This window comes from Rhodothalassium salexigens DSM 2132 (assembly GCF_004341375.1).
Taxonomy (GTDB): domain Bacteria; phylum Pseudomonadota; class Alphaproteobacteria; order Sphingomonadales; family Rhodothalassiaceae; genus Rhodothalassium; species Rhodothalassium salexigens.
In genome coordinates, this window is sequence record NZ_SLXO01000007.1 from 79,668 (window position 1) to 100,269 (window position 20,602).

At 68.7% G+C, this 20,602-nt stretch carries 21 protein-coding genes; 9 read left to right on the forward strand and 12 right to left on the reverse strand.

Going from position 1 to position 20,602, the window contains the following annotated elements; genetic code table 11:
• Positions 1 to 14: 14 nt before the first annotated feature.
• The 5 genes from dxs to EV659_RS10015 all read right to left on the reverse strand — a co-directional run bounded on the left by dxs (position 15) and on the right by EV659_RS10015 (position 5,950).
• Positions 15 to 1,970 carry a 1-deoxy-D-xylulose-5-phosphate synthase gene (gene dxs / locus EV659_RS09995; RefSeq protein ID WP_132708741.1) on the reverse strand — a complete coding sequence of 652 codons (1,956 nt, stop codon included), beginning with the start codon at positions 1,968 to 1,970 and terminating at the stop codon, positions 15 to 17.
• A 67-nt stretch (positions 1,971 to 2,037) separates the two neighbouring features.
• Entirely contained in the window at positions 2,038 to 2,949 is a 912-nt protein-coding gene (locus tag EV659_RS10000; protein ID WP_132708742.1) for a polyprenyl synthetase family protein, read from the reverse strand.
• Complete coding sequence (locus EV659_RS10005; protein ID WP_420877589.1) at positions 2,942 to 3,268, reverse strand: exodeoxyribonuclease VII small subunit; 327 nt, start codon at positions 3,266 to 3,268, stop codon at positions 2,942 to 2,944. The genes EV659_RS10000 and EV659_RS10005 overlap by 8 nt, the downstream gene beginning before the upstream one ends.
• Positions 3,265 to 4,983 (reverse strand): long-chain-fatty-acid--CoA ligase, encoded by a 1,719-nt coding sequence (locus EV659_RS10010; RefSeq protein WP_200287606.1) that lies wholly within the window; start codon positions 4,981 to 4,983, stop codon positions 3,265 to 3,267. The genes EV659_RS10005 and EV659_RS10010 overlap by 4 nt, the downstream gene beginning before the upstream one ends.
• Positions 4,984 to 5,128: 145 nt before the next feature.
• Complete coding sequence (locus tag EV659_RS10015) at positions 5,129 to 5,950, reverse strand: SDR family oxidoreductase (protein ID WP_132708744.1); 822 nt, start codon at positions 5,948 to 5,950, stop codon at positions 5,129 to 5,131.
• Positions 5,951 to 6,157: 207 nt separating this feature from the next.
• Between EV659_RS10015 and EV659_RS10020 the strand changes: the two genes are divergently transcribed.
• The 6 genes from EV659_RS10020 to EV659_RS10040 are packed head-to-tail and all read left to right on the forward strand — an operon-like array spanning position 6,158 to position 11,259.
• Entirely contained in the window at positions 6,158 to 7,141 is a 984-nt protein-coding gene (locus EV659_RS10020; protein ID WP_132708745.1) for a calcium/sodium antiporter, read from the forward strand.
• Positions 7,141 to 7,989 carry an SDR family oxidoreductase gene (locus EV659_RS10025; RefSeq protein WP_132708746.1) on the forward strand — a complete coding sequence of 283 codons (849 nt, stop codon included), beginning with the start codon at positions 7,141 to 7,143 and terminating at the stop codon, positions 7,987 to 7,989. Before EV659_RS10020 ends, EV659_RS10025 begins: the two co-directional genes overlap by 1 nt.
• On the forward strand, positions 7,982 to 8,407 hold the full coding sequence (gene folB, locus EV659_RS10030) for a dihydroneopterin aldolase (protein WP_132708747.1): 426 nt from the start codon (positions 7,982 to 7,984) through the stop codon (positions 8,405 to 8,407). The genes EV659_RS10025 and folB overlap by 8 nt, the downstream gene beginning before the upstream one ends.
• Positions 8,404 to 8,733, forward strand: a complete 330-nt coding sequence (locus EV659_RS14710) for a hypothetical protein (RefSeq protein ID WP_165878829.1) — start codon at positions 8,404 to 8,406, stop codon at positions 8,731 to 8,733. Before folB ends, EV659_RS14710 begins: the two co-directional genes overlap by 4 nt.
• Before the next feature lie 4 nt (positions 8,734 to 8,737).
• On the forward strand, positions 8,738 to 10,777 hold the full coding sequence (gene uvrC, locus EV659_RS10035) for an excinuclease ABC subunit UvrC (RefSeq protein WP_132708748.1): 2,040 nt from the start codon (positions 8,738 to 8,740) through the stop codon (positions 10,775 to 10,777).
• On the forward strand, positions 10,777 to 11,259 hold the full coding sequence (locus tag EV659_RS10040) for a MarR family winged helix-turn-helix transcriptional regulator (RefSeq protein WP_132708749.1): 483 nt from the start codon (positions 10,777 to 10,779) through the stop codon (positions 11,257 to 11,259). Before uvrC ends, EV659_RS10040 begins: the two co-directional genes overlap by 1 nt.
• Before the next feature lie 209 nt (positions 11,260 to 11,468).
• Here the strand turns inward: EV659_RS10040 and EV659_RS10045 are convergent, their stop codons facing one another.
• On the reverse strand, positions 11,469 to 12,173 hold the full coding sequence (locus EV659_RS10045; RefSeq protein ID WP_132708750.1) for a TetR family transcriptional regulator: 705 nt from the start codon (positions 12,171 to 12,173) through the stop codon (positions 11,469 to 11,471).
• A 45-nt stretch (positions 12,174 to 12,218) separates the two neighbouring features.
• Positions 12,219 to 13,127: a pyrroline-5-carboxylate reductase gene (gene proC, locus EV659_RS10050; RefSeq protein WP_132708751.1), complete on the reverse strand. Its 909-nt coding sequence runs from the start codon at positions 13,125 to 13,127 to the stop codon at positions 12,219 to 12,221.
• Between the two features lie 348 nt (positions 13,128 to 13,475).
• Between proC and EV659_RS10055 the strand changes: the two genes are divergently transcribed.
• The gene (locus EV659_RS10055) at positions 13,476 to 15,017 is read left to right on the forward strand and encodes an SLC13 family permease (protein ID WP_200287814.1); all 1,542 of its coding nucleotides are present in this window, start codon (positions 13,476 to 13,478) and stop codon (positions 15,015 to 15,017) included.
• A gap of 55 nt (positions 15,018 to 15,072) precedes the next feature.
• Here EV659_RS10055 and EV659_RS10060 read toward each other — a convergent pair whose 3' ends face one another.
• The 3 genes from EV659_RS10060 to EV659_RS10070 form a co-directional block, all read right to left on the reverse strand.
• Positions 15,073 to 15,285, reverse strand: coding sequence for a hypothetical protein (locus tag EV659_RS10060; RefSeq protein WP_132708752.1), 213 nt, complete (start codon positions 15,283 to 15,285; stop codon positions 15,073 to 15,075).
• 155 nt (positions 15,286 to 15,440) lie between these two features.
• Positions 15,441 to 15,935: a fasciclin domain-containing protein gene (locus EV659_RS10065; RefSeq protein ID WP_132708753.1), complete on the reverse strand. Its 495-nt coding sequence runs from the start codon at positions 15,933 to 15,935 to the stop codon at positions 15,441 to 15,443.
• A 172-nt stretch (positions 15,936 to 16,107) separates the two neighbouring features.
• On the reverse strand, positions 16,108 to 16,869 hold the full coding sequence (locus EV659_RS10070) for an SDR family NAD(P)-dependent oxidoreductase (protein ID WP_132708754.1): 762 nt from the start codon (positions 16,867 to 16,869) through the stop codon (positions 16,108 to 16,110).
• Between the two features lie 150 nt (positions 16,870 to 17,019).
• Between EV659_RS10070 and EV659_RS10075 the strand changes: the two genes are divergently transcribed.
• Positions 17,020 to 17,979: a hydroxymethylglutaryl-CoA lyase gene (locus tag EV659_RS10075; RefSeq protein ID WP_132708755.1), complete on the forward strand. Its 960-nt coding sequence runs from the start codon at positions 17,020 to 17,022 to the stop codon at positions 17,977 to 17,979.
• 104 nt (positions 17,980 to 18,083) lie between these two features.
• On the opposite strand, the gene EV659_RS10080 is transcribed toward EV659_RS10075, so the two are convergent.
• On the reverse strand, positions 18,084 to 18,560 hold the full coding sequence (locus tag EV659_RS10080) for a hypothetical protein (protein ID WP_132708756.1): 477 nt from the start codon (positions 18,558 to 18,560) through the stop codon (positions 18,084 to 18,086).
• 120 nt (positions 18,561 to 18,680) lie between these two features.
• Here EV659_RS10080 and EV659_RS10085 point away from each other — a divergent pair, with 120 nt between their 5' ends.
• Positions 18,681 to 19,580 (forward strand): LysR family transcriptional regulator, encoded by a 900-nt coding sequence (locus EV659_RS10085; protein ID WP_165878830.1) that lies wholly within the window; start codon positions 18,681 to 18,683, stop codon positions 19,578 to 19,580.
• 14 nt (positions 19,581 to 19,594) lie between these two features.
• Here the strand turns inward: EV659_RS10085 and ygfZ are convergent, their stop codons facing one another.
• Positions 19,595 to 20,527 (reverse strand): CAF17-like 4Fe-4S cluster assembly/insertion protein YgfZ, encoded by a 933-nt coding sequence (gene ygfZ, locus EV659_RS10090; RefSeq protein ID WP_132708758.1) that lies wholly within the window; start codon positions 20,525 to 20,527, stop codon positions 19,595 to 19,597.
• Positions 20,528 to 20,602 lie beyond the last annotated feature (75 nt).

Here is a 20,602-nt window from a genome sequence, read left to right on the forward strand (position 1 = left end):
AGCCAGGCGCCCGGTCAGGCGCGCGCCTTGCCCCCGGCCAGATCGGCGGCGGCGGTCGCGTCCGACAGGTCGTTGCGGCCCAACGCCTTGAGCGCCTGTTCGACGATCTGCGGCGCGGTCAGGCCGGCGGCCTCGTACATGGCATCGGGGCTGTCCTGATCCTGATAGAGGTCGGGCAGCTTCATGATCCGCAGCTTCAAGTCGGTGCCGTCGAGAATCCCTGCGCCGACCAGATAGTCGCTCACATGGGCGCCGAAACCGCCGATCGAGCCTTCTTCGACGGTGATCAGCACCTCGTGATTGGCCGCCAGATCGCGAATCAGCGCGGTGTCAAGCGGCTTGGCGAAGCGCGCGTCGGCCACCGTGGTCGACAGGCCGCGCGCTTCGAGCGCCTCGGCGGCCTTCAACGCCTCGCCCAGGCGACCGCCCAGGGACAGGATCGCCACCTTGTCGCCCGCGCGCAGCACCCGGCCCTTGCCGATCTCCAGCGCCTCGATCTCGTCGGGCATGTCGACGCCGAGCCCTTCGCCGCGCGGATAGCGGAAGGCGATCGGGCCGTCATTATATTCGACGGCGGTCTTGACCATGCGCTTGAGGTCGGCCTCGTCGCCGGCCGCCATGACCACCATATTGGGCAAGGCCGCCAGATAGGTGACGTCGAAGCTGCCGGCATGGGTCGAGCCGTCGGCGCCGACCAGGCCGGCGCGGTCGATGGCGAAGCGCACCGGCAGGTTCTGGATCGCCACGTCGTGGACCACCTGGTCATAGGCGCGTTGCAGGAAGGTGGAATAGATCGCCGTGAACGGCTTGTAGCCCTCGCAGGCCAGCCCCGCCGCGAAGGTCACCGCGTGCTGCTCGGCGATGCCCACGTCGAAGGTGCGGTCGGGGAAGTGCTTCTCGAAATCGCTGACGCCGGTGCCGCCGGGCATCGCCGCGGTGATCGCGACGATCTTGTCGTCGTCCTTGGCTTCCTCGATCAACTGCTCGGCGAACACGGCGGTGTATTGCGGCGCCTTGGCCGGACCGCCCTTCTTCTGTTCGCCGGTGACCACGTCGAACTTCTTGACCGCGTGATACTTTTCCTTGTGCTCGGACCCGAACGGGTGGCCGCGCCCCTTTTCGGTCACCACATGGACCAGGATCGGGCCGTTGCCGCTGTCGCGCACATTCTCGAACACCGGCACCAGATGGTCCAGATTGTGGCCGTCGATCGGGCCCACATAATAGAAGCCCAGTTCTTCGAACAGCGTGCCGCCGGTGACCATGCCGCGGGCATATTCTTCGGCCCGGCGCGCGGTCTCTTTCAAGGTGCGGCCCAGGCGGCTGGTGACCATCTTGCCGATGTCGCGGATCGAGTGATAGCTCTGCGACGACAGCACGCGGCTGAGATAGGCGCTCAAGGCACCGACCGCCGGCGCGATCGACATGTCGTTGTCATTGAGCACCACCACCAGACGGTTGCCGGCCTGATGGGCGTTGTTCATGGCTTCATAGGCCATGCCCGCCGACATCGCGCCGTCGCCGATCACCGCGATGGCCTTTTCCGGCCGGCCGGCGAGCTTGCTGGCCACCGCCATGCCGAGCCCGGCCGAGATCGAGGTCGACGAGTGGCCGGCGCCGAACGGGTCGTAATCGCTTTCCTTGCGCTTGGTGAAGCCCGACAGGCCGCCGCCCTGGCGGATCGACAGCATACGCTCGCGCCGGCCGGTGAGGATCTTGTGCGGATAGGCCTGGTGGCCCACATCCCAGATCAACCGGTCGTGCGGGGTGTTGAACACATAGTGCAGGGCCACCGTCAACTCGACCACGCCCAGGCCGGCGCCGAAATGGCCGCCGGTCTGGCTCACCGACCAGATCATGTCCGAGCGCACTTCATCGGCGACGGCGCGCAAGTCACCTGGCGTCATACGGCGCAGGTCCTCAGGCCAGGTGATCTGATCCAGATGCGGTGTTTCGGGTCGGTTGGTCATGCCCTTACCTCTGTTTTCGTCGCGGATGCAGGCCGGCCCCGGCCGGCGCACCCCACGACCACTACCCTTACGATTTCCGCTGAACCGCGTACAGGGCCACTTCCTTCAATAACCGTGCTTTGTCGCCAAATTCGGCCAGACAATCAATAGACTGCTCGACCAGAAAGTCGGCATGGGCACGCGCCTTATCGACGCCCCAGCGGTTGACCAGGGTCGCCTTGCCGGCATCGTCGTCCTTCTGGGTCGCCTTGCCGAGCGCTTCGGCCGACGACTCCAGGTCCAGAATGTCATCGGCGATCTGAAACGCGAAGCCCATGGAGCGGGCGTAAGAGATCAACGCGTGGTGCGCCGCCGGCCCGGCCTTGCCCAGAACCGCGCCCATTTCCACCGCCGCGGTGATCAGCGCGCCGGTCTTCATCTGTTGCAGGCGGGTGATCTGTTCCTCGCCATAGCTCAGCCCCTCGGCCTCGGCGCGCAGGTCGATCATCTGGCCGCCGACCATGCCGTGATGGCCGCTGGCGCGCGCCAGCGTCGACACCAGGCCGATGCGCACGCGCGGGTCGGGGTGGGTGGCCTCGTCGCTCAACACCTCGAAGGCGAAGGTCAACAGCGCGTCGCCGGCGAGCACCGCCGTGGCCTCGTCGAACTGCTTGTGGGTGGTCGGCTGGCCGCGGCGCAGATCGTCGTCGTCCATGGCCGGCAGGTCGTCATGGACCAGCGAATAGGTGTGCACGCATTCCACTGCCGCCGCCGCGCGCAGGCTGGCCTCGCGCGACACGCCGAACAGGTCGGCCGCCGCCACGGTGAGAAACGGGCGCATGCGCTTGCCGCCGGCGAACAGCGCATAGCGCATGGCCTCGACCACGCGCGCCTCGCCGCCGGCGGGCACGCTCAGCAAGGTGTCGAGGGTCCCCTCCACATCCCGGGCGATGGCGCTCAGGTTGGTCTTCAGCGGTTCGAAATCCAGAATCTCAGCCATGGGTCTCCGGGTCGGTTGTCCGAGTGCCGGTGGCGACGCCGCCGCTCACCGCCACGGTTTCGATGCGCGCCTCGGCCTGGCGCAGCTTGTCCTCGCAATAGCGCCGCAACGCCTCGCCGCGCTCGTAGATGGCGATCGATTCCTCCAACGCCACCTCACCGCTTTCAAGCCGGGCGACGATCTGTTCGAGCTCGGCCATGGCCTGTTCGAAGCTCATGGCGCGCACATCCTCGGGAACCGTCACGGAGCCGGCCGTCTGGCCGGTGCCCGTGCCGGTATCGATCCCGGTCTGCGTATCGCTCTGCCCGTCGTCGGTCACGCTCGCTGCCCTTCCCGCTTGGCCGATGCTGTTACGCGGGCTTCGTATTTCGCCCGTTCCTCCTCGACAAGCTCTTTCTTGGACAATTTGCCCACCATGGTCTTGGGCAGGCTGTCGCGAAACTCGATTTCCCGCGGCAATTCATGCTTGCCCAGGCGTTCGCGCAGATAGCTCAGCAAGCGCTCATCTTCGAGACTGTGATCCTCCTTGAGCACCACGAACGCCTTGGGCGCCTCGCCCAAATGGTCGTGGGGGATGCCGATTACCGTGCATTCCTGGACCGCGGGATGGCTGTAGACGGCTTCCTCCACGGTGCGCGGATAGACATTGAAGCCGCCGACCAGGATCAGGTCCTTGTTGCGGTCGATCAGATAGGTGTAGCCCTGGGCGTCCATATAGCCGATGTCGCCGGTGCGCAGCAGGCCATCGACCAGCACCTTGTCGCTGGCCTCGGGCTGCTTGAAATAGCCCTTCATCACCTGCGGCCCGCGAATGCAGATCTCGCCGGTTTCGCCCACCGAGCGTTCGACGCGCGGGTCGTCGGGGTCGGTGATGACGATGTCGGTACCGGGCATCGGCAGGCCAATCGACCCGGAGCGGTTTTCGCCGATGATCGGATTGGCCGACGCGGTCGGCGACGATTCGGTCAGCCCATAGCCCTCATTGACCACCGAGCCCGGCACCCGCTCTTCGAACCGACGCTTGACCTCACGCGGCAGGGGCGCGCCGCCCGAAAAACACGCCTTGAGACTCGACAGGTCATACTTGTCGAGCTTGGCGTGGTTGAGGATGGCGTTGAACATGGTCGGCACGCCGGGCATCTGCGTCACCCGCCGACGGGTCACCAGGTCGAGCGCCTCGTCGAGTTCGAACTTGGGCATCAGCACGATCTCGCCGCCGCCGAAGGTGGTCGCGTTCATCACCAGGGTCATGGCGAACACGTGGAACAGCGGCAGCGCGCCGAGCATCACCTCTTCGCCCGGCCGGATGGTGGGGTCCCAGGCCAGGGTCTGCTGGGCGTTGATCGACAGATTGGCGTGGGTGAGCATGGCGCCCTTGGGCGTGCCGGTGGTGCCGCCGGTGTATTGCAGCACCGCCACATCCTCGTGCGGGTCGAGGCCGGGGTCGGCATAGGCGCCGTCATTGTCGAGCAGCCGCCGCCAGCCGAGCCAACTGTCGTCATTGGGCAGGGCGGCGATCTGGCTGCCCTGGGTCAGGCTGTAGCCCAGCCCCTTGAGCGGCGGCAGCACATCGCGCAATGACGACACGATCAGCCGCTGCAATCGGCTTTCGGTGAACACATGGTGGATGGTCGGGAACAACTGCGTCACGTCCAGGGTGACGATCAGGTCGGTTTCGCTGTCCTCCACCTGGTGCAACAATTCCGGCACCGAATAGAGCGGCGAATAATTGACCACCGTGGCCCCGGCCTTCAACGCGCCGTAATAGGCGACGACGAATTGCGGGCAGTTGGGCAGAAACAGGCCGACCTTGGTGCCGCGCCCGACGCCCAGCTCCTGCAACCCCTTGGCGAACCGGTCGCTCAACGCCTTCGTGTCGCGGTAGCGGTAGCGGCGGCCCTTGAAATAGAGGTGCGGCCGGTCGGGTCGGGCGGCGGCGGTCGCGTCCAACAGAGCATAGAGCGGTTTGGCCTCGAAGCGCTGATGCCAGTCCACGTCTTGGGCATAGGCGGTCAACCAGGGGCGCTCGGTCATCGGGGGCGTCTCCTTCATTGCGCGGCGGCCAGCCTAGTCAGCAATACCGATGCGGAACAAGATGCCAATAAGAATAATAATAGGCCGCCGATTCCGCTCGGGCGCGCAGCCGCGCGCAACGCACGCTGAACGAACTGGGAACGAACTAGACGAAAAAGTCGGGCATCAACTCGGCGTCGGGGTCGACCGCATAGGCGCTCAGATCGTCGACGCCGGCGCGCGCCAGCACCTGGTCGTCGATGAAGAAATTGCCGGTCACCTCGCGCGCCGGCTGGGTCAGCACCCAATGCGCCGCATCGGCCATGATCTCGGGCTTGCGGCTGCGCCGCACCGCCTCATCGCCGCCGAGCAAGTTCTTGACCGCGGCGGTGGCGATGGCGGTGCGCGGCCACAGCGCGTTGAACGCCACGCCGCGGTCGCGGAACTCGCCGGCCATGCCGAGTACGCACATGCTCATGCCGAACTTGGCCATGGTGTAGGCCACATGGCCCTTGAACCAGCGCTCTTCCATGTTGAGCGGCGGCGACAGGTTGAGCACATGCGGATTGTCGGCCTGCAACAGATGCGGCAGACACGCCTGCGAGCACAGAAAGGTGCCGCGGGTGTTGATCTGGTGCATCAGATCGTAGCGCTTCATGTCGGTGTGCAGGGTGTCGGTCAGTTGGATGGCGCTGGCATTGTTGACCAGGATGTCGATGCCGCCGAACGCCTCGACCGTCTGTGCCACCGCCGCGCGCACCTGGTCCTCGTCGCGGATGTCGGCCTTGATCGCCAGACCGCGGCCGCCGGCGGCCTCGATCTCTTCGACCGCGCTGTGGATGGTGCCCGGCAGCTTGGGGTGCGGCTGGTCGGTCTTGGCGACCACGGCAACGCGCGCGCCATCGGCGGCGGCGCGCCGGGCGATGGCCAGCCCGATACCGCGGCTGGCACCGGTGATGAACAGGGTTTTATCGGTCAAACGACCCATGAAGCGGCTCCCCGGATGAACGAAAGGATGAACGGTTTTGTTTGTTTTGGCCCAGGCTTGGTGGGCAGGCCCCACACGCTAGCCGGGGCACGGGGCCCTTTCAATCCATCTTGTGGGGGCTATATTGCTGACCCATATCCCGTTTGACCGTTTCGTTTGGCGGCGCCACAGCTTCAGGGCGCCGACCGGTCCGTTTAAGGAATTTCCATGGCGTTATCGTTTGTCCAGGCGTTCGCCGGCTTGGTTTTGCTGATTTTCGCCGGCGACGTCTTGGTCCGTGGGTCCGTGCAACTCGCCGAACGGCTGGGCATTTCGCCGTTGATCATCGGCATGACCATCGTCGCCTGCGGCACCAGCGCGCCCGAATTGCTGGTCGGCGTCGAGGCGGTGCTCTTCGGCGCGCCGCGACTGGCCTTGGGCAATGTGGTCGGCTCGAACATCGCCAATGTGCTGCTGGTGGTCGGCTTGCCCGCGCTGATCGCGCCGATGACGTGCCAGGCACCGCGCCTGGTGCGCAACCTGTCGGTCATGCTGGCGATCACCGTGGTGTTCATCGCCATCGCCCACACCGGTCGGTTCGCCTGGTGGGACGGCCTGGTCCTGCTGGCCCTGCTGGTGGCGTTCATCTGGTGGAACATCCGGGCCGGGCGCCGCGACCCGCGCGTGGTCGAGGCGCTGGTGGACATGGACGAGATCGAGGAAGCGTCGTCGGCGCCGCTCGCCTGGTCGATCCTGCTGGTCGCCGGCGGGCTCGCCGGCCTGGCGTTCGGCGCCGACCTGCTGGTCGAAGGCTCGGTGACCATCGCCGAAACGCTCGGCGTCCCCGAAGCGGTGATCGGCTTGACCATGGTCGCCATCGGTACCTCGCTGCCCGAGTTGATCACCGCGATCATGGCCGCGGTGCGCTGCCAGTGCGACGTGGCGATCGGCAATGTGATCGGCTCCAACATCTTCAATCTGCTGGCGATTATCGGCGTGGCGTCGCTGTTCGGCGACGTGCCGGTGCCGTCGATCTTCCTCAAGTTCGACCTGTGGCTGATGCTTGCCGCATCGCTGGCGCTGGTGCCGTTCTGCGTCGCGCGGCGCGCGGTCGGCCGATGGAGCGGCCTGCTGCTGCTGCTCGCCTATGCGGGGTACATGGTCTGGCTCGCCACCGGCGATGTGGACGCCTATTTCAACGGAGTCGCCTGATGACCGACCTCACGAGCGCCCCGGCGTTGGTCACCGGCGCCGGCCGGCGGATCGGCCGCCATCTGGCCTTGAGCCTTGCCGCCCGCGGCCACCCGGTGGCCGTGCACTACAACCGCTCGGGCCGCGACGCACAGACGGTGGTCGACCGGATCGAAGGCGATGGCGGCCGGGCGGTGGCCGTGGCCGGCGACCTGCGCGACGAGGCGGCGGTGGCTGATCTGGTCGCGCGCGCCGGCGACGCCCTCGACGCACCTATCCGGCTGTTGGTCAACAATGCCTCGCTGTTCGACTATGACGATATCTACACCGCCACCCGGCAAAGCTGGGACGACCATATGGCGGTCAATCTGCGCGCCCCGTTCGTGCTGTCGCAAGCGCTGGCGCAGCGTCTGGCCCGGGCCGAGACCGGGCCGGAAACGGGCCACGGCCTGATCGTCAACATCATCGATCAGCGGGTCTGGCGGCTCAACCCCAGCTTCACCACCTACACGCTGTCCAAGGCCGGCCTGTGGACGCTGACCCAGACCTTGGCCCAGGCGCTCGCGCCGCGCATCCGTGTCGCCGCCATCGGCCCCGGCCCGGTACTCGCCTCGATCCACCAGGACCGGGACAGCTTCGCCGCCGAAGCCGCAAACGTGCCCTTGCAACGGGGTCCCGATCTGGACGAGATTGCCCGCGCGCTCGACTTCATCGTCGACAGCCCCAGCCTGACCGGGCAGATGATTGCCCTCGACGGCGGCCAGCACCTGGCCTGGCAGACGCCCGACGTGCGCCATGGTGAACGCCCGGACGCCGCCAATCCGGACGCGCCACGCCCCGCCGCCCAGAACGGAGACACGGATGCCTGACCGATACCGCACGCCCAAGGTGACCCCCCTGCACTATGCCGACGCCGCGCGCGGCGTGCGCCACGTGTTCGTGCGCGACTTCCGAACCGACGCCAGCATCGGCGTGTTCGCCCACGAACAAAACAACCCCCAGCCGATCTCGATCAGCGTCGACCTGTCGGTGGAGGAAACCGACGATCCCGGCGACCGGCTCGAAAACGTGGTCTGCTACAACAAGGTGGTCGAAGGCATCCGCACGATCCTGGCCGCCGGGCATATCAATCTGGTGGAGACCCTGGCCGACCGGATCGCGCAACTGTGCCTGGCCGACCACCGGGTACAGACGGCGCGCGTACGGATAGAAAAACTCCAGGTTGTCGAGGACGCCGCGGGCGTGGGAGTCGAGATCGAACGTCACAAATCCCCGGTAAAGAATTGACGGCACGCAATCTTTCCTTTCTCCCCCGCGCCGGGGAACGAAGTTTTACACAGCCAGAGTCGGTGGCCGACCACCCCCGACCGGCCGAGGATTTGCAACTCCCGATCAAGGCCGAAAAGCCATTGACATTGCATCACTGCAATAAAATCAACGCGTTAGGTGTTTTGCCTATTTTTTGGGCAAGGCGGTACGACGCCATGGTTACCGCCGTATTACATCTTGTACACAGGATTTTCCCACACACTTATCCACAACGAGCGGGGATAACTCCCGGCGGCATGATTCTGACCCCCGACGCCAGCGACGAGCGCGACGCAGAAGGCTGAAGCGATGACCGGCCCGGACAAGCCATCGCCGCCTCGCCCACACGCGCCGGTTACCCGCAGCGCGGCACCGGCGGAGCGGTTCGCCGGCCCCGAGGCCGACACAACCTCCGACGCCAGCGGCACCTCAGGGAACGATCATGACGGCGGCTGCTTGAGTGCCCCGACCGGCCCGGCGCGCGCCGGCGCCGACCTGGCCGCCGGGATCGCCGCGATCAAGGCGGCGGTGAAGACCGCGCCCGGCGATCCGGGGGTCTATCGGATGCTCGACGCCAAGGGCGACGTGCTCTATGTGGGCAAGGCCAAGAGCATCGTGCGCCGGGTGACCAGCTACACCCAGCCCAACCGGCAGTCGAACCGCATCCTGCGCATGATCGCGCTGACCCGGTCGATGATCTTCGTCACCACCCACACCGAGGCCGAGGCGCTGTTGCTGGAAAGCAACCTGATCAAGCGCCACCGCCCCCCTTTCAACGTGGTGCTGCGCGACGACAAGTCGTTTCCCTATATCCTGCTGCGCGAGGACCATGACTGGGCGCAGATCCGCAAGCACCGGGGACCGAAGCGCCACAAGGGCGTCTATTACGGCCCGTTCGCCAGCGCCGGCGCGGTCAACCGCACGCTCAACACGCTGCAAAAGGTGTTCCTGCTGCGCTCGTGCACCGACGCGGTGCTGGACAGCCGCACCCGGCCCTGTCTGCTCTACCAGATCAAGCGCTGTTCGGCGCCGTGCGTGGGCCGGATCGACGCGGCGGGCTATGCCGAGCTGGTGGCCGAGGCGCGCGCGTTTCTGGCCGGGCGCGAGACCAGGATCCAGAAGCAACTGGCCGAGCGCATGGAGGCGGCGGCCGAGGCGTTGGACTTCGAGACCGCGGCCATGTACCGCGACCGGCTGCGCGCGCTGACCACCGTGCAGGCGCGCCAGGCGGTCAATGCCGAGAATCTCGACGCCGCCGACGTGATCGCCCTGGCGGTCAAGGGCGGGCAGACCTGCATCCAGGTGTTTTTCTATCGCCAGGGTCAGAATTGGGGCAATCGCGCCTATTTCCCGCGCCACGAAAAGGGCGCCGAACCGGCCGAGGTGCTGTCGGCCTTCCTCGGCCAGTTCTATGACGACAAGGAGCCGCCGCAAACGCTGCTGCTGAGCCGCGAGCCCGAGGACGCCGCCTTGTTGCAGGAAGCGCTCAGCGTCCGCGCCGAACGCCGCGTCGCGCTGCATGTGCCCAAGCGCGGCGAGAAGCGCACGCTGGTCGACGACGCGCTGCGCAACGCCGAACAGGCGCTCGATCGGCGGCTGGCCGAGAGTGCCAGCCAAGCCCGGTTGCTCGACGGCGTCGCCGACGCCTTCGGCCTCGACGCGCCGCCCAAGCGGCTGGAGATCTACGACAACTCCCACACCGGCGGCACCAACGCCATCGGCGGCATGGTGGTGGCCGGGCCCGAGGGCTTCGAGAAGAACCAGTATCGCACCTTCAACATCAAATCGACCGAGCTGACGCCGGGCGACGACTTCGCGATGATGAAGGAGGTGCTGACCCGGCGGTTCTCGCGGCTGATGAAGGAAGACCCCGAGCGCGCCGGCGCCACCTGGCCCGACCTTCTGGTGATCGACGGCGGCAAGGGCCAACTCAGCGCCGTGATGGCGATCCTTGAAGACCTGGGCGTCGAGGATGTGGCGGTGGTCGCGGTATCCAAGGGCCCCGACCGCCACGCCGGGCGCGAAGAGTTCCACCTGCCGGGCGCGGCCCAGCCGATCCGCTTCCGCGCCGGCGACCCGGTGCTTTATTATATGCAGCGCCTGCGCGACGAGGCGCACCGCTTCGCCATCGGCGGCCACCGCCAGCGCCGCGCCAAGGCGCTGGTCAAGAACCCGCTCGACGAGATCCCGGGCATCGGCGCCAAGCGCAAGAAGGCGCTGCTGCTGCATTTCGGCTCGGCCAAGGCGGTGGCGCAAGCGGGCGTGCGCGACCTGGCGGCGGTCGACGGCGTGTCGCACGCCCTCGCCCAGGCCATCTACGACCATTTTCACGAACGGGAGCGCCCGTGATGGCGATCGACAGCCCGTTTGGCGGCCGGCCACGCCCCGCCCATGCCTCGCTATTCCTGCGCGACGACGCCTTGCGACGCGGCAGCGCCGGGGTGATCGACGCGGCGCGGCTGATCCTCGCCGACATGGACGCGGTGCTCGACGCCGAGGGGCTCAACCGCAGCCACCGCGACGTGCTGGCACTGATCGCCGCCGACCCCGGGCTGTCCATGGGGGCGTTGCAGGCGCGCCTGCCGCTGTCGAAGCAGAATGTCCACCGGCTGACCGCCACGCTGCTGGAGCGCGAGCTGATCCGCCAGGAAGCCGGCCGCGACGACCGCCGGCGCCGGCTGTTCTACCTGACCGAGGCCGGCGAGGCGCTCGACCGCCGGCTGTTCGACGCCGTGCGCGGCCGGGTCAAGCAAGCCTATCGCCAGGCTGGCCCCGAGGCGGTCAACGGCTTCTGGCTGGTGGTCGAGGCGCTGGCGGCGGGCGGTCGCTGACACAAGCGACCCGGCGACCGGCCCGCACGGCACCGCGGTTCGGGCGCTTGAACAGCGAGGAGCACCATGGCCGACCCCCGAACCGCCCGAGCGCCGGACGCCCGCTCATCCGGTGCCCCATCGCCGCTAACGCCGAACACAGTTGCCCCTGCCCCGGCCGCTTCGGCACGGCTCCCAAGGACGGACGGCAAAGGGGGGGGTGAGGCCGGTCAGGCCGGCGGCGCCTGGGGCGCCGGCGGCGGGGTCGGGCCCAAGCCGTCGGCGGGACCGTCGGCGGTAATGTCATCGGGCGGGGCCGCCGGCCCGGCGTCGGGCCCGGGCATGTCGTCGGCGGCGTCGCGGTTGAACGGCAGCCGCCGCGCCATCCGCTCGGCCCGGTCCAGGCGCTTGTCCAGTTCGGCCATGGTGTGGGCGAGATCGTCGCTGTCGTCCTTGAGCCAGGCTTCGACCACCGGCGCGTAGACCGTGGTCAGAAAGCCGGTGCGGCGCAGCGCGCCCGCAGGGCCGCCGGCGCCCGCACCGGCTTGGTCGAGCATCAGCGCGAGGGCGCGGTCCAGCTCCCAAGCCAGGGCGGCGCCCAGAAGCGGCGTGCGCAGGGCGGTCCAGCGCAGCCGGGCGATCGCCTCACGCCGCTCGGACAGGCGGTCGAGCCGCGCCATCACCAATTCGAACAGCTTCTCGCGCACCGTGTCTTCGGGCTCGAAGTCGCGCGCCGCCTCGAACGCGCTGTCATTGGCGGCGATCAGCCCGGCGACGATGCAGTCCACGGGGCCGGCGAACCCGGCGTGGAAGTGGCGCACATCGACGCCGGCCCGGCCGGCCACCGCCGGCGCGTCGACCGCCTCGAAGCCCTCCTCCACCACCAGGTCGAAGGCGGCGTCGATCAGGCGTTCGCGTATGCTGGTCTGGTCCATGGTCTGGCTGTCTCCCGGCCCGGTGATGATGGTTCAGCGCGCCGGTCAATCGGCGCTCGGACGCGCGGGCGCGGTCTCGCGTCCCAGCGCCCGGCTGCGCGCGGTGGCGGCGTGCACGGTCTCGGCCATCAGTGTGGTCAACCCAGCCGGTCGCATCAAGACGTCAAGACCCGCCTGCGTTGTTCCGCCCGGGCTGGTGACCGCCTGGCGCAGCGCCGCCGCGTCGCGATCGTCGGCGTCGAGCAGCGCGCCGGCGCCGGCCACCGTGGCGCGCGCCAGCGCCCGCGCGGTCGCCTCCGGCAGGCCCTCGGCCACGCCCGCCGCCGCCAACGCTTCCACCAGGTGGAACACATAGGCCGGGCCGCTGCCGGCAAGCGCGGTCGCCGCGTCCATCTGCTCCTCGGCCGCCAGCACCACCACCGAGCCCAGAACGCCGAGCAGCGTCCGCGCCCGGTCGAGCCACGGCGCGCCGGCGGCGTTGGCGACCATCGACGTCACCCCCCGGCCGATCGCCGCCGGGGTGTTGGGCATGGCCCGGATCAACGGCCGGTCGCCCAAGGCCGCCGCCAGGCCGGCCAGCGGCACGCCGGCCAGCACCGAGATCACCGGCACGCGCGCGTCGAGCGCAGCGGCCAGGTCGGGCCCCAGACCGGCCAGTTGTTGCGGCTTGACCGCCAGCACCACCAGGCTCGGCCGCTGCCCGGCCAAGGCGGCGGCCCCGGCGAGCACCGGCACCCCCGCCAGGGCCTCGCCGGCGCCGCCAGCCGAAAGTGCGTCGCCAGCCGAAGATGCGCCGCCAGCCGAAGCTGCCCCCGGCGACGCTGGTCGCGTGACCACGCGCACCGCCCGGTCGGCCAAGCCCGCCTGCCGCCAGCCGGCCAGCATGGCACCGCCCATGCGCCCGCAGCCGACCAGCGCCAGCGGCCGCTCGGGCGTGATCAGATCCTCCAACATCGCGCATATCTCCCTGGCACGCCTTGACGCGCCCGTTAGAGCAGAGACGAGGGCAAAAAAAAAGGCGGGCCTCGGTGAGGCCCGCCAGTCAACATAGGGAGGTTCATGCGTCTCAAAACTCAGCACCGGGACCACTGAGAGGGGAGGGAGGGAGGGTCGCCCCGGCGCTTAGTCGCGAACGTCAAAAGGAGAACGCTGCGACGCACAATGATCGTGTACGCCCCTCAGCCCCCCCACGCAACAACAGTCAACGGGTAGCTGCCCTGCACTGAATGCATAGCTAAACGGCTCTGGCCTGATTCAGGTCAATGCGGCTAAAGTCCCGCTCCACAACTGGAAGCTAGGGGAATGCCTGCGATGACCAAGGGGGAGGATCGGGCCGGCGGCGGCTCGCCATTGCCGTCGTCCGAGAGCCGCCAGCCCGACCGCACCGAGACCGCGCCACCGCCGCGCCGTGCCGGCTATCAGCGGGTCGGGTTGTGGCTGGGGCCGCTCTTGGCCGGTTTGGTGTTGGCGAGTCCGTCCCCCGCGGGGCTGTCGGACGCCGGCTGGACGGTGGTCGCCATCGCCGCCTTGATGGCCAGTTGGTGGGCGACCGAGGCGATCCCGGTGCCGGCCACGTCGCTGATCCCTTTGATCGCCTTTCCGATGACCGGCGTCCTGTCGGCGACCGATGCCGCCGCGCCGTTTGCGCATCCGGTGATCTTTCTGCTCATGGGCGGCTTCATCATGGCCATGGGCATGGAGCGTTGGGGCCTGCACACGCGCATCGCGCTGCACGTGGTGATGGCCTTCGGGCGCAGCCCCAACGGGTTGATCCTGGGCTTTATGGTCGCCGCCGCCCTGTTGTCCATGTGGATTTCCAACACCGCGACCACGCTGATGATGATCCCGATCGCGCTCAGCGTCGCCGAAACGGTGCTCGGCCGCGACCGGTTGCACGACCACCGGTTCACCTTGTGCCTGCTGCTCGGCGTCGCCTGGGCGGCGTCGATCGGCGGGCTTGGCACCATAATCGGCACGCCGCCCAACGCCTTCGTGGTCAGTTTCGTGGCCAATGAGACCGGCCGGCAGATCGCCTTCATCGAATGGATGGCGTTCGGCGTGCCGGTGGTCGCCGCCCTGGTGCCCGCCGCCTGGCTGGTCTTGACCCGGCTGACCTACCGCTTCGACACGGGTTCGGTCGCCGGCGGGCGCGAGGCGGTGCGCGACCGGCTGGCGGCCCTCGGCGCCATCACCCGGCCCGAGCAGCGCACCGCGGCGGTGTTCGTGGTGGTCGCCAATCTGTGGCTGTGGCTGTTGCTGCTGAAGAAACTGCCGGGGCTTGAAAACCTGTCCAACATGGTGATCGCGATCCTCGGCGCGCTGGCCATGTTCCTGATCCCGGCGGGCGACCGCAGCCGGCCCGACGAACGCCTGCTGGACTGGCAGAGTGCGGCGCGCCTGCCCTGGGGCGTGCTGCTGCTGTTCGGCGGCGGGTTGAGCCTGGCCGCCGCCATCAAGGCGACCGGACTGTCGGTCTGGGTCGGCGCTGGCCTGGCCGACTTGGCAGTGCTGCCGCTGCTTGTGGTGGTGGTGGCCGTGGTGGCGTTGATCATCTTCCTGACCGAGATGACCTCGAACACCGCCACCGTGGCGGCGGTGGTGCCGATCCTGGGCGCCATGGCCGCCGCCGGCGGCTTCGATCCGCTCTACCTGGCGGCCCCGGCGGCCATGGCGGGCTCGGCGGCGTTCATGCTGCCGGTGGCCACCGCGCCCAACGCGATCATCTTCGCGTCGGGCCATGTGAGCATCCCGCAGATGGTGCGCGCGGGGTTCCGGCTCAACCTGATCGGCATCGTGTTGATCGCAGGGCTGTGCACGGCGCTGGTGCCGCTGATCTTCGGCTAAGCCCCACCAGATCGGCGCTGTGGCTGAGCCCCACGGCGCTGGCGGCCGACGGCGCTCAGCCGGGCGCGGTTTCCAGCGCCTCGATCCGCGCTTCATGGTCGGCGGTGACCCCGGCGACCATATTGAGCACCAGCGTGTTACCATCGACCCGCAACCGCAGGTCGGCGATTTCCTCGCGCAGACTGCTGATATCCTTTCGCATGTCCTCCAGGGTCTCACGAATCTCCTGAAGCAATCTCAGCGTGTGATTTTCCGGTTCGTCCGCCATATCGACCCTCGGGTTTTCAGGGACCCTCGTCTCCCCTTAGAAGGTCGGCGGCGACCAAGCGAAAGTCAAGCCGGCCGCACCGCATTGCCCGGGCAGACCGACCCCGCCGCCGCCCAGGCGGCAAGGCCGGCCCGCAGCCGTCGGCTACCGCCGGCTTATTCGGGCAGGATCACCCGGTCGATCACGTGGATCACGCCGTTCGAGGTCTCGATATCGGCCATGACCACCCGGGCGCCGTCAACGGTGACGCCGTCGGTGCCGTCGACGTCCACCTTGCCGCCCTGGACCGTCGCGACGTCGAGCGTCTTGCCGGCCAGATCGCCGGCCATCACCTTGCCCGGCACCACATGATAGGTGAGGATGGCGGTCAGCTTGGCCTTGTTTTCGGGCTTCAACAGGCTGTCGAGCGTGCCCTCGGGCAGGGCGGCAAACGCCGCGTCGGTGGGCGCGAACACCGTATAGGGGCCGTCCCCCTTCAGGGTATCCACCAGCCCGGCCGCCTTGACCGCGGCGACCAGCGTATTGAAATCGTCCGCCTGGACCGCCGTGTCGACAATGTCGGGCTTGGTCTCGCCCTTCATGTGGTGGCTGGCCTGGGCGGCAAACGGCACCGCCACCGCAAAAATCGCTGCAATAATCGCTTGACGCATCGGGTCGCTCCCTGATGTTGGGATCAATTGAAGCCATCGCCTCTCGCGATAGCACCCCTGGATACGGCCAAGCCGCGACGGCTGGTCCTGCGGCGTATCGCACCATCGGCACGGCTGGTCTCAAAGCCGTGCCGGATCTGTGCGATATCGCCGCAGGGTTGTGGTGTTGAGGCTATTTGGGCTGCATGCGCAGGGCGCCGTCGAGCCGGATCACCTCGCCGTTGAGCATCGGGTTTTCGACGATATGACAGGCGAGTTTGGCGTATTCGCCGGGGTCGCCCAAGCGGTGCGGGTGCGGCACCGTGCGGCCGAGGCTGTCCTGGACCTCCTGCGGCAGGCCGAGCAACAGCGGCGTCAGAAACAGCCCCGGTGCGATGGTCATCACCCGGATCTGCTTGTCGGCCAGGTCGCGCGCCACCGGCAGCGTCAGGCCGACGACCCCGCCCTTGGACGCGGCATAGGCGGCCTGGCCCACCTGGCCCTCATAAGCCGCGATCGAGGCGGTGTTGACGATCACCCCGCGCTCTTCGCCGTCCACCGGCTCGGCGGCGGCCATGCGCGCGGCCGCCAGGCGCAGCACGTTGAAGGTGCCCACCAGATTGACGTCGATCACCTTCTTGAAGCTGTCGAGCGGGTGCGCCTCGCCGCGCGACACGGTCTTGGCGGCCGGGCCGATGCCGGCGCAGCTGACCGCCACCCGCGCGGTGCCATGGGCCGCCTCGCCGGCGTCGAGCCCGGCGGTCACATCCGCCTCGCTCGACACGTCCACACGGTGGAACAGGCCGCCGATCTCCTGCGCCACGCGGCGGCCGCGGTCCTCGTTGAGATCGAACAGCGTCACCTTCGCGCCGCGCGCGGCGAGCGCCCGGGCGGTCGCCTCGCCAAGCCCCGACGCAGCACCGGTGACGACCGCCGCCAAGCCCTTGATATCCATGAAAGCCTCCCAAAAGATGGTTCGATGACGCGCGCTTAGCACAGCCACCCCGATCATGCGAGCCGGACGCAACAAGATCCGCCTTGCCGGTTCGCCGGTCCCGGGGCTATGCCCGGCGCACCCGTTCGAGCCTGAAAGGACCGCTGCCCCATGACCGCCGCCCCCTGCCCCGCGCGCCCCGAGCCGACCGCCGCCGCCCCCCGCGCCGTGGAGATCGTCGAGGTGGGCGCGCGCGACGGCCTGCAGAACGAGGCCACGCCGATCGACACCGCGCACAAGCTGGCGCTGATCGCACGGTTGATGGCGGCCGGTGCCCGGCGTCTGGAGGTGGCGAGCTTCGTGCACCCCCGCCTGGTGCCGCAGATGGCCGACGCCGAGGCGGTGGTCGCCGGCCTGCCGGCCGACGCCAGCGCCACCTATGTGGGGCTGGTGCTCAACAAGCGCGGGCTGTTGCGGGCGCTGGAAACGCGCGCCGGCGGGCGGCGCGGCGTCGACGAGATCGGCTGCGTGGCGGTCGCCTCGGACGGGTTCGGCAACGCCAATCAGGGCATGGGCTGGCAAGCCTCGGTCGAGACGGTCAAGGACCTGCACCGGCTGGCCCACGCCGAGGGGCTGGCGGCCCAGGTCACCGTGTCGGTGTGCTGGGGCGACCCGTTCGACGGCCCGGTGGCGCCCGACCGGGTGGTCGAGATCTGCCGCCGGCTGGCCGAGGCGGGGCCGCGCGAAATCGCCCTGGCCGACACCATCGGCGTCGCCGTGCCGGCGCGGGTGACCGAGTTGTTCCACCGCGTCGCCGAGGCGGTGCCCGACATCCCGCTGCGCGGCCATTTCCACGACACCCGCAACACCGGCATCGCCAATGCCTGGGCGGCTTATGAAGCGGGCGCCAGCGTGCTCGACGCGTCGCTCGGCGGGCTCGGCGGCTGCCCGTTCGCGCCCCGAGCCACCGGCAATATCGCCACGGAAGACCTGGTCTATCTGCTCGACCGGTCGGGCGTCGGCCACGGCCTCGACCTGGCCGCCCTGATCGACACCGCCGGCTGGATGGCCGAGGTCATGGCCAAGCCCCTGCCCGGCCGGGTCGCGCGCGCCGGCGGCTTTCCCGCCTGACCGGTCGGGTCGGCCGGTCGCCGACAAAAAAGGGCCGGTGTGGGCACAGCCCCCAAGGGGGCGGCTCAACACCGGCCAGACCTTCGTTGGGGAAGGTAACCCGTTCAGCGCTGGGCCAGCATCCGTTGCTTCTCGGCCAGCGCCAGATTGGCGTCGAGCATCTTGGCCGGCCCGCCGGCCGCCAGCGCCGCACGATAGTCGGCCGCCGCGCCGGCATAGTCGCCGGTCTGATAGCGCGCAATGCCGCGATTGTTGAGCGCGCGCCAGTCGTCGGGCCGTGCGTCGGCGACCGCGGAACACGCCTTGAGCGCCGACGCGCCCGCCCCCTGACGCAGATGGCCGAGACACAGCAGCGACTGCGCCCCCAGCACCACCCGACGGTCCTCGCCACGCAGGGCCGCGCGCGCACCATGGGTCAAGGCGCGGTCCACCTGACCACGTTCCAACGCCTGCTCGGCCAGGCGCAGCGACTCCGCCGCACTCAGCGCTCCGGCATCGACGCGACCGGCGAGCAGAGCCACCGCGCCGGCAACACCAAGCGCCCCGAGGCCCATCTTCATTCCCGTCTTCCAAGCGACCATGGCCTGGGCTCCTTTGGCTGTCATCTCTCGACAGCCACTAGCTTGACATCTACGTTAATGAAGTAAATTCCTCAAAATCACATGCCTACTATACAAAATCGCATAGGTCCGGAGGCATCCATGTTCGACTGGGGCGATCTCAAGCAGTTCCTGGCGGTGGCCGAGACCGGCAGCCTGTCCGCCGCGGCGAAGGAGTTGGGCCAGAGCCAGCCGACCGTGGGCCGACGCATCGACGCGCTGGAAAGCCGGCTCGGCGCGCAGCTGTTCGTGCGCACCGCCAGCGGGGTGACCCTGACCGACCTGGGCCGCACCGCGCTGGCCTATGCGCGCCGGGTGCGTGACGAGGCGGCGGCGATCGAGCGCGCGGCGGAAAACCAGGACACGGCGCTCGAAGGCACGGTGCGCGTCTCGACCATCGAAGGCATCGCCGCCCAGTGGATGACGCCGGAGTTGGGCGCCTTTCGCCGGCTCTATCCCGATATCGACCTGGAGCTGATCGCCGAGGACACCGCCGCCGACCTGGCCAACCGGCACGCCGACATCGCCATCCGTCTGTTCCGTCCCGTCGAACCGTCGCTGATCACCCGGCGCCTGGCGACCATCCACTACGGCTTCTATGCCCACAAGGCGTTCCTCGATCGCCACGGCCGACCGCGAACGGTGGCCGAGCTGAGCCGGTACGATTTCGTCGGCTGGGACGAGGCGCCGGGCACCCGCGCCAAACAGGAAAGCCTGCGCGAAAACGCCCATGTCACGGCGCAGCCGGTGTTCCGGACCAATAGCCCGGGCACCATGGTCGCAGCGGTTGACGCCGGCATCGGCGTCGGCCGGCTACCGGTGTCGATGGCCGAAGGCCATGATCGCCTGGAACGCCTGTTCCCCGATCTGGTGGCCGCCGAGTTGGACGTCTGGTTGGTCGCTCATGCCGAGCTGCGCGCCAATGCCCGCATCCGCGCGCTGTGGGATTTCATCATCGCGCGCACCGAAACCTACCGACGGACCCGCGCTGGCTTCGGCTGACCTATCGCAGGCGATCAGGCGTCCGCGCCGGCCCCGGCCGACTGCCCGTCGGAGGACTGCCCGTCGGGAGACTGCCCGTCGGGAGACTGCCCGTGAACGGCCAGCCAGTCAGGCGCCAGGGGCCGGGCCGGTGCGCCGGCGACACTCAGCGGCCCCTTGTCCAGGTCTTCGAGCCGCACCAGGGCGACCGCGATACCGTCGCCCGACGACCGGACCTTGCCCGCCTCCTTGCCCGCGGCGGTCAGCACCGGCGTGTCGGCCTCGGGTGCCGCGCCGTCGACGGCCAGCGGGATCAGCCGCTTGCGGACCTTGCCGCGGTACTTCATACGCGCGGTCAACTCCTGGCCCACGAAACACCCCTTCGAGAAGTCGACGCCGTTCAAGAGGTCCAGATCGCCTTCCAGGCTCAACGTGCGTTCGCGCTCGGCATCGACCGACAATTCCGGCACGCCCAGCGACAGCCGGTGCGCATCATAGGCCCCCGGCCGCGCCGCCGCACCGACCGCCGACAGGGCTGCGCGCGGGGCGATTACCCGGCTGCCGAGGGCGGGAAGGCGCGGGTCGACGAACGCCTGCGCGTCGGCGGACAGGTCGGGGGCCGGCCAATCGTCTCGCCACTCGTCCGCCGTCCAGGCGACGGCATGGCTTTCCTCCAGGTCGGCGATGGTCACGTCGGCGCGCAGTTTGTAGAGCGTCAGCCGCTTGACCAGATCGTCCTTCTGTGCGGCCGGAGCGTCGAGATAGAGCCCGCCCGCACCGTCGCCGACCAGGAAGAAATCGAACAGATACTTGCCCTGCGGGGTCAGCAGCGCGGTGTGCACCGCGCGCCCCGGGCCGGCCTGGGCCACATCGTTGGTGACCAGGCGCTGGAGGAAATCCACCGTCTCGGTGCCCGACAGGTGCAGCACGGCGCGATCGTCCAACAAGGCAAGCTCGGGCGTCGACATGGGGCGGGCTCCTCTCCGGTCTGGGTGGGCGCAAGGTCTGCGTTGGACCGTGCCGCGACAACGGGCTCGGGTCTG

Coding starts and splice junctions, on each gene's coding strand:
- dxs (WP_132708741.1), bottom strand. CDS start 1,970: ATGACCAACCGACCCGAAACACCGCATCTGGATCAGATCACCTGGCCT.
- EV659_RS10000 (WP_132708742.1), bottom strand. CDS start 2,949: ATGGCTGAGATTCTGGATTTCGAACCGCTGAAGACCAACCTGAGCGCC.
- EV659_RS10010 (WP_200287606.1), bottom strand. CDS start 4,983: ATGACCGAGCGCCCCTGGTTGACCGCCTATGCCCAAGACGTGGACTGG.
- EV659_RS10015 (WP_132708744.1), bottom strand. CDS start 5,950: ATGGGTCGTTTGACCGATAAAACCCTGTTCATCACCGGTGCCAGCCGC.
- EV659_RS10020 (WP_132708745.1), top strand. CDS start 6,158: ATGGCGTTATCGTTTGTCCAGGCGTTCGCCGGCTTGGTTTTGCTGATT.
- EV659_RS10025 (WP_132708746.1), top strand. CDS start 7,141: ATGACCGACCTCACGAGCGCCCCGGCGTTGGTCACCGGCGCCGGCCGG.
- folB (WP_132708747.1), top strand. CDS start 7,982: ATGCCTGACCGATACCGCACGCCCAAGGTGACCCCCCTGCACTATGCC.
- uvrC (WP_132708748.1), top strand. CDS start 8,738: ATGACCGGCCCGGACAAGCCATCGCCGCCTCGCCCACACGCGCCGGTT.
- EV659_RS10040 (WP_132708749.1), top strand. CDS start 10,777: ATGGCGATCGACAGCCCGTTTGGCGGCCGGCCACGCCCCGCCCATGCC.
- EV659_RS10045 (WP_132708750.1), bottom strand. CDS start 12,173: ATGGACCAGACCAGCATACGCGAACGCCTGATCGACGCCGCCTTCGAC.
- proC (WP_132708751.1), bottom strand. CDS start 13,127: ATGTTGGAGGATCTGATCACGCCCGAGCGGCCGCTGGCGCTGGTCGGC.
- EV659_RS10055 (WP_200287814.1), top strand. CDS start 13,476: ATGCCTGCGATGACCAAGGGGGAGGATCGGGCCGGCGGCGGCTCGCCA.
- EV659_RS10060 (WP_132708752.1), bottom strand. CDS start 15,285: ATGGCGGACGAACCGGAAAATCACACGCTGAGATTGCTTCAGGAGATT.
- EV659_RS10065 (WP_132708753.1), bottom strand. CDS start 15,935: ATGCGTCAAGCGATTATTGCAGCGATTTTTGCGGTGGCGGTGCCGTTT.
- EV659_RS10070 (WP_132708754.1), bottom strand. CDS start 16,869: ATGGATATCAAGGGCTTGGCGGCGGTCGTCACCGGTGCTGCGTCGGGG.
- EV659_RS10075 (WP_132708755.1), top strand. CDS start 17,020: ATGACCGCCGCCCCCTGCCCCGCGCGCCCCGAGCCGACCGCCGCCGCC.
- EV659_RS10080 (WP_132708756.1), bottom strand. CDS start 18,560: ATGGTCGCTTGGAAGACGGGAATGAAGATGGGCCTCGGGGCGCTTGGT.
- EV659_RS10085 (WP_165878830.1), top strand. CDS start 18,681: ATGTTCGACTGGGGCGATCTCAAGCAGTTCCTGGCGGTGGCCGAGACC.
- ygfZ (WP_132708758.1), bottom strand. CDS start 20,527: ATGTCGACGCCCGAGCTTGCCTTGTTGGACGATCGCGCCGTGCTGCAC.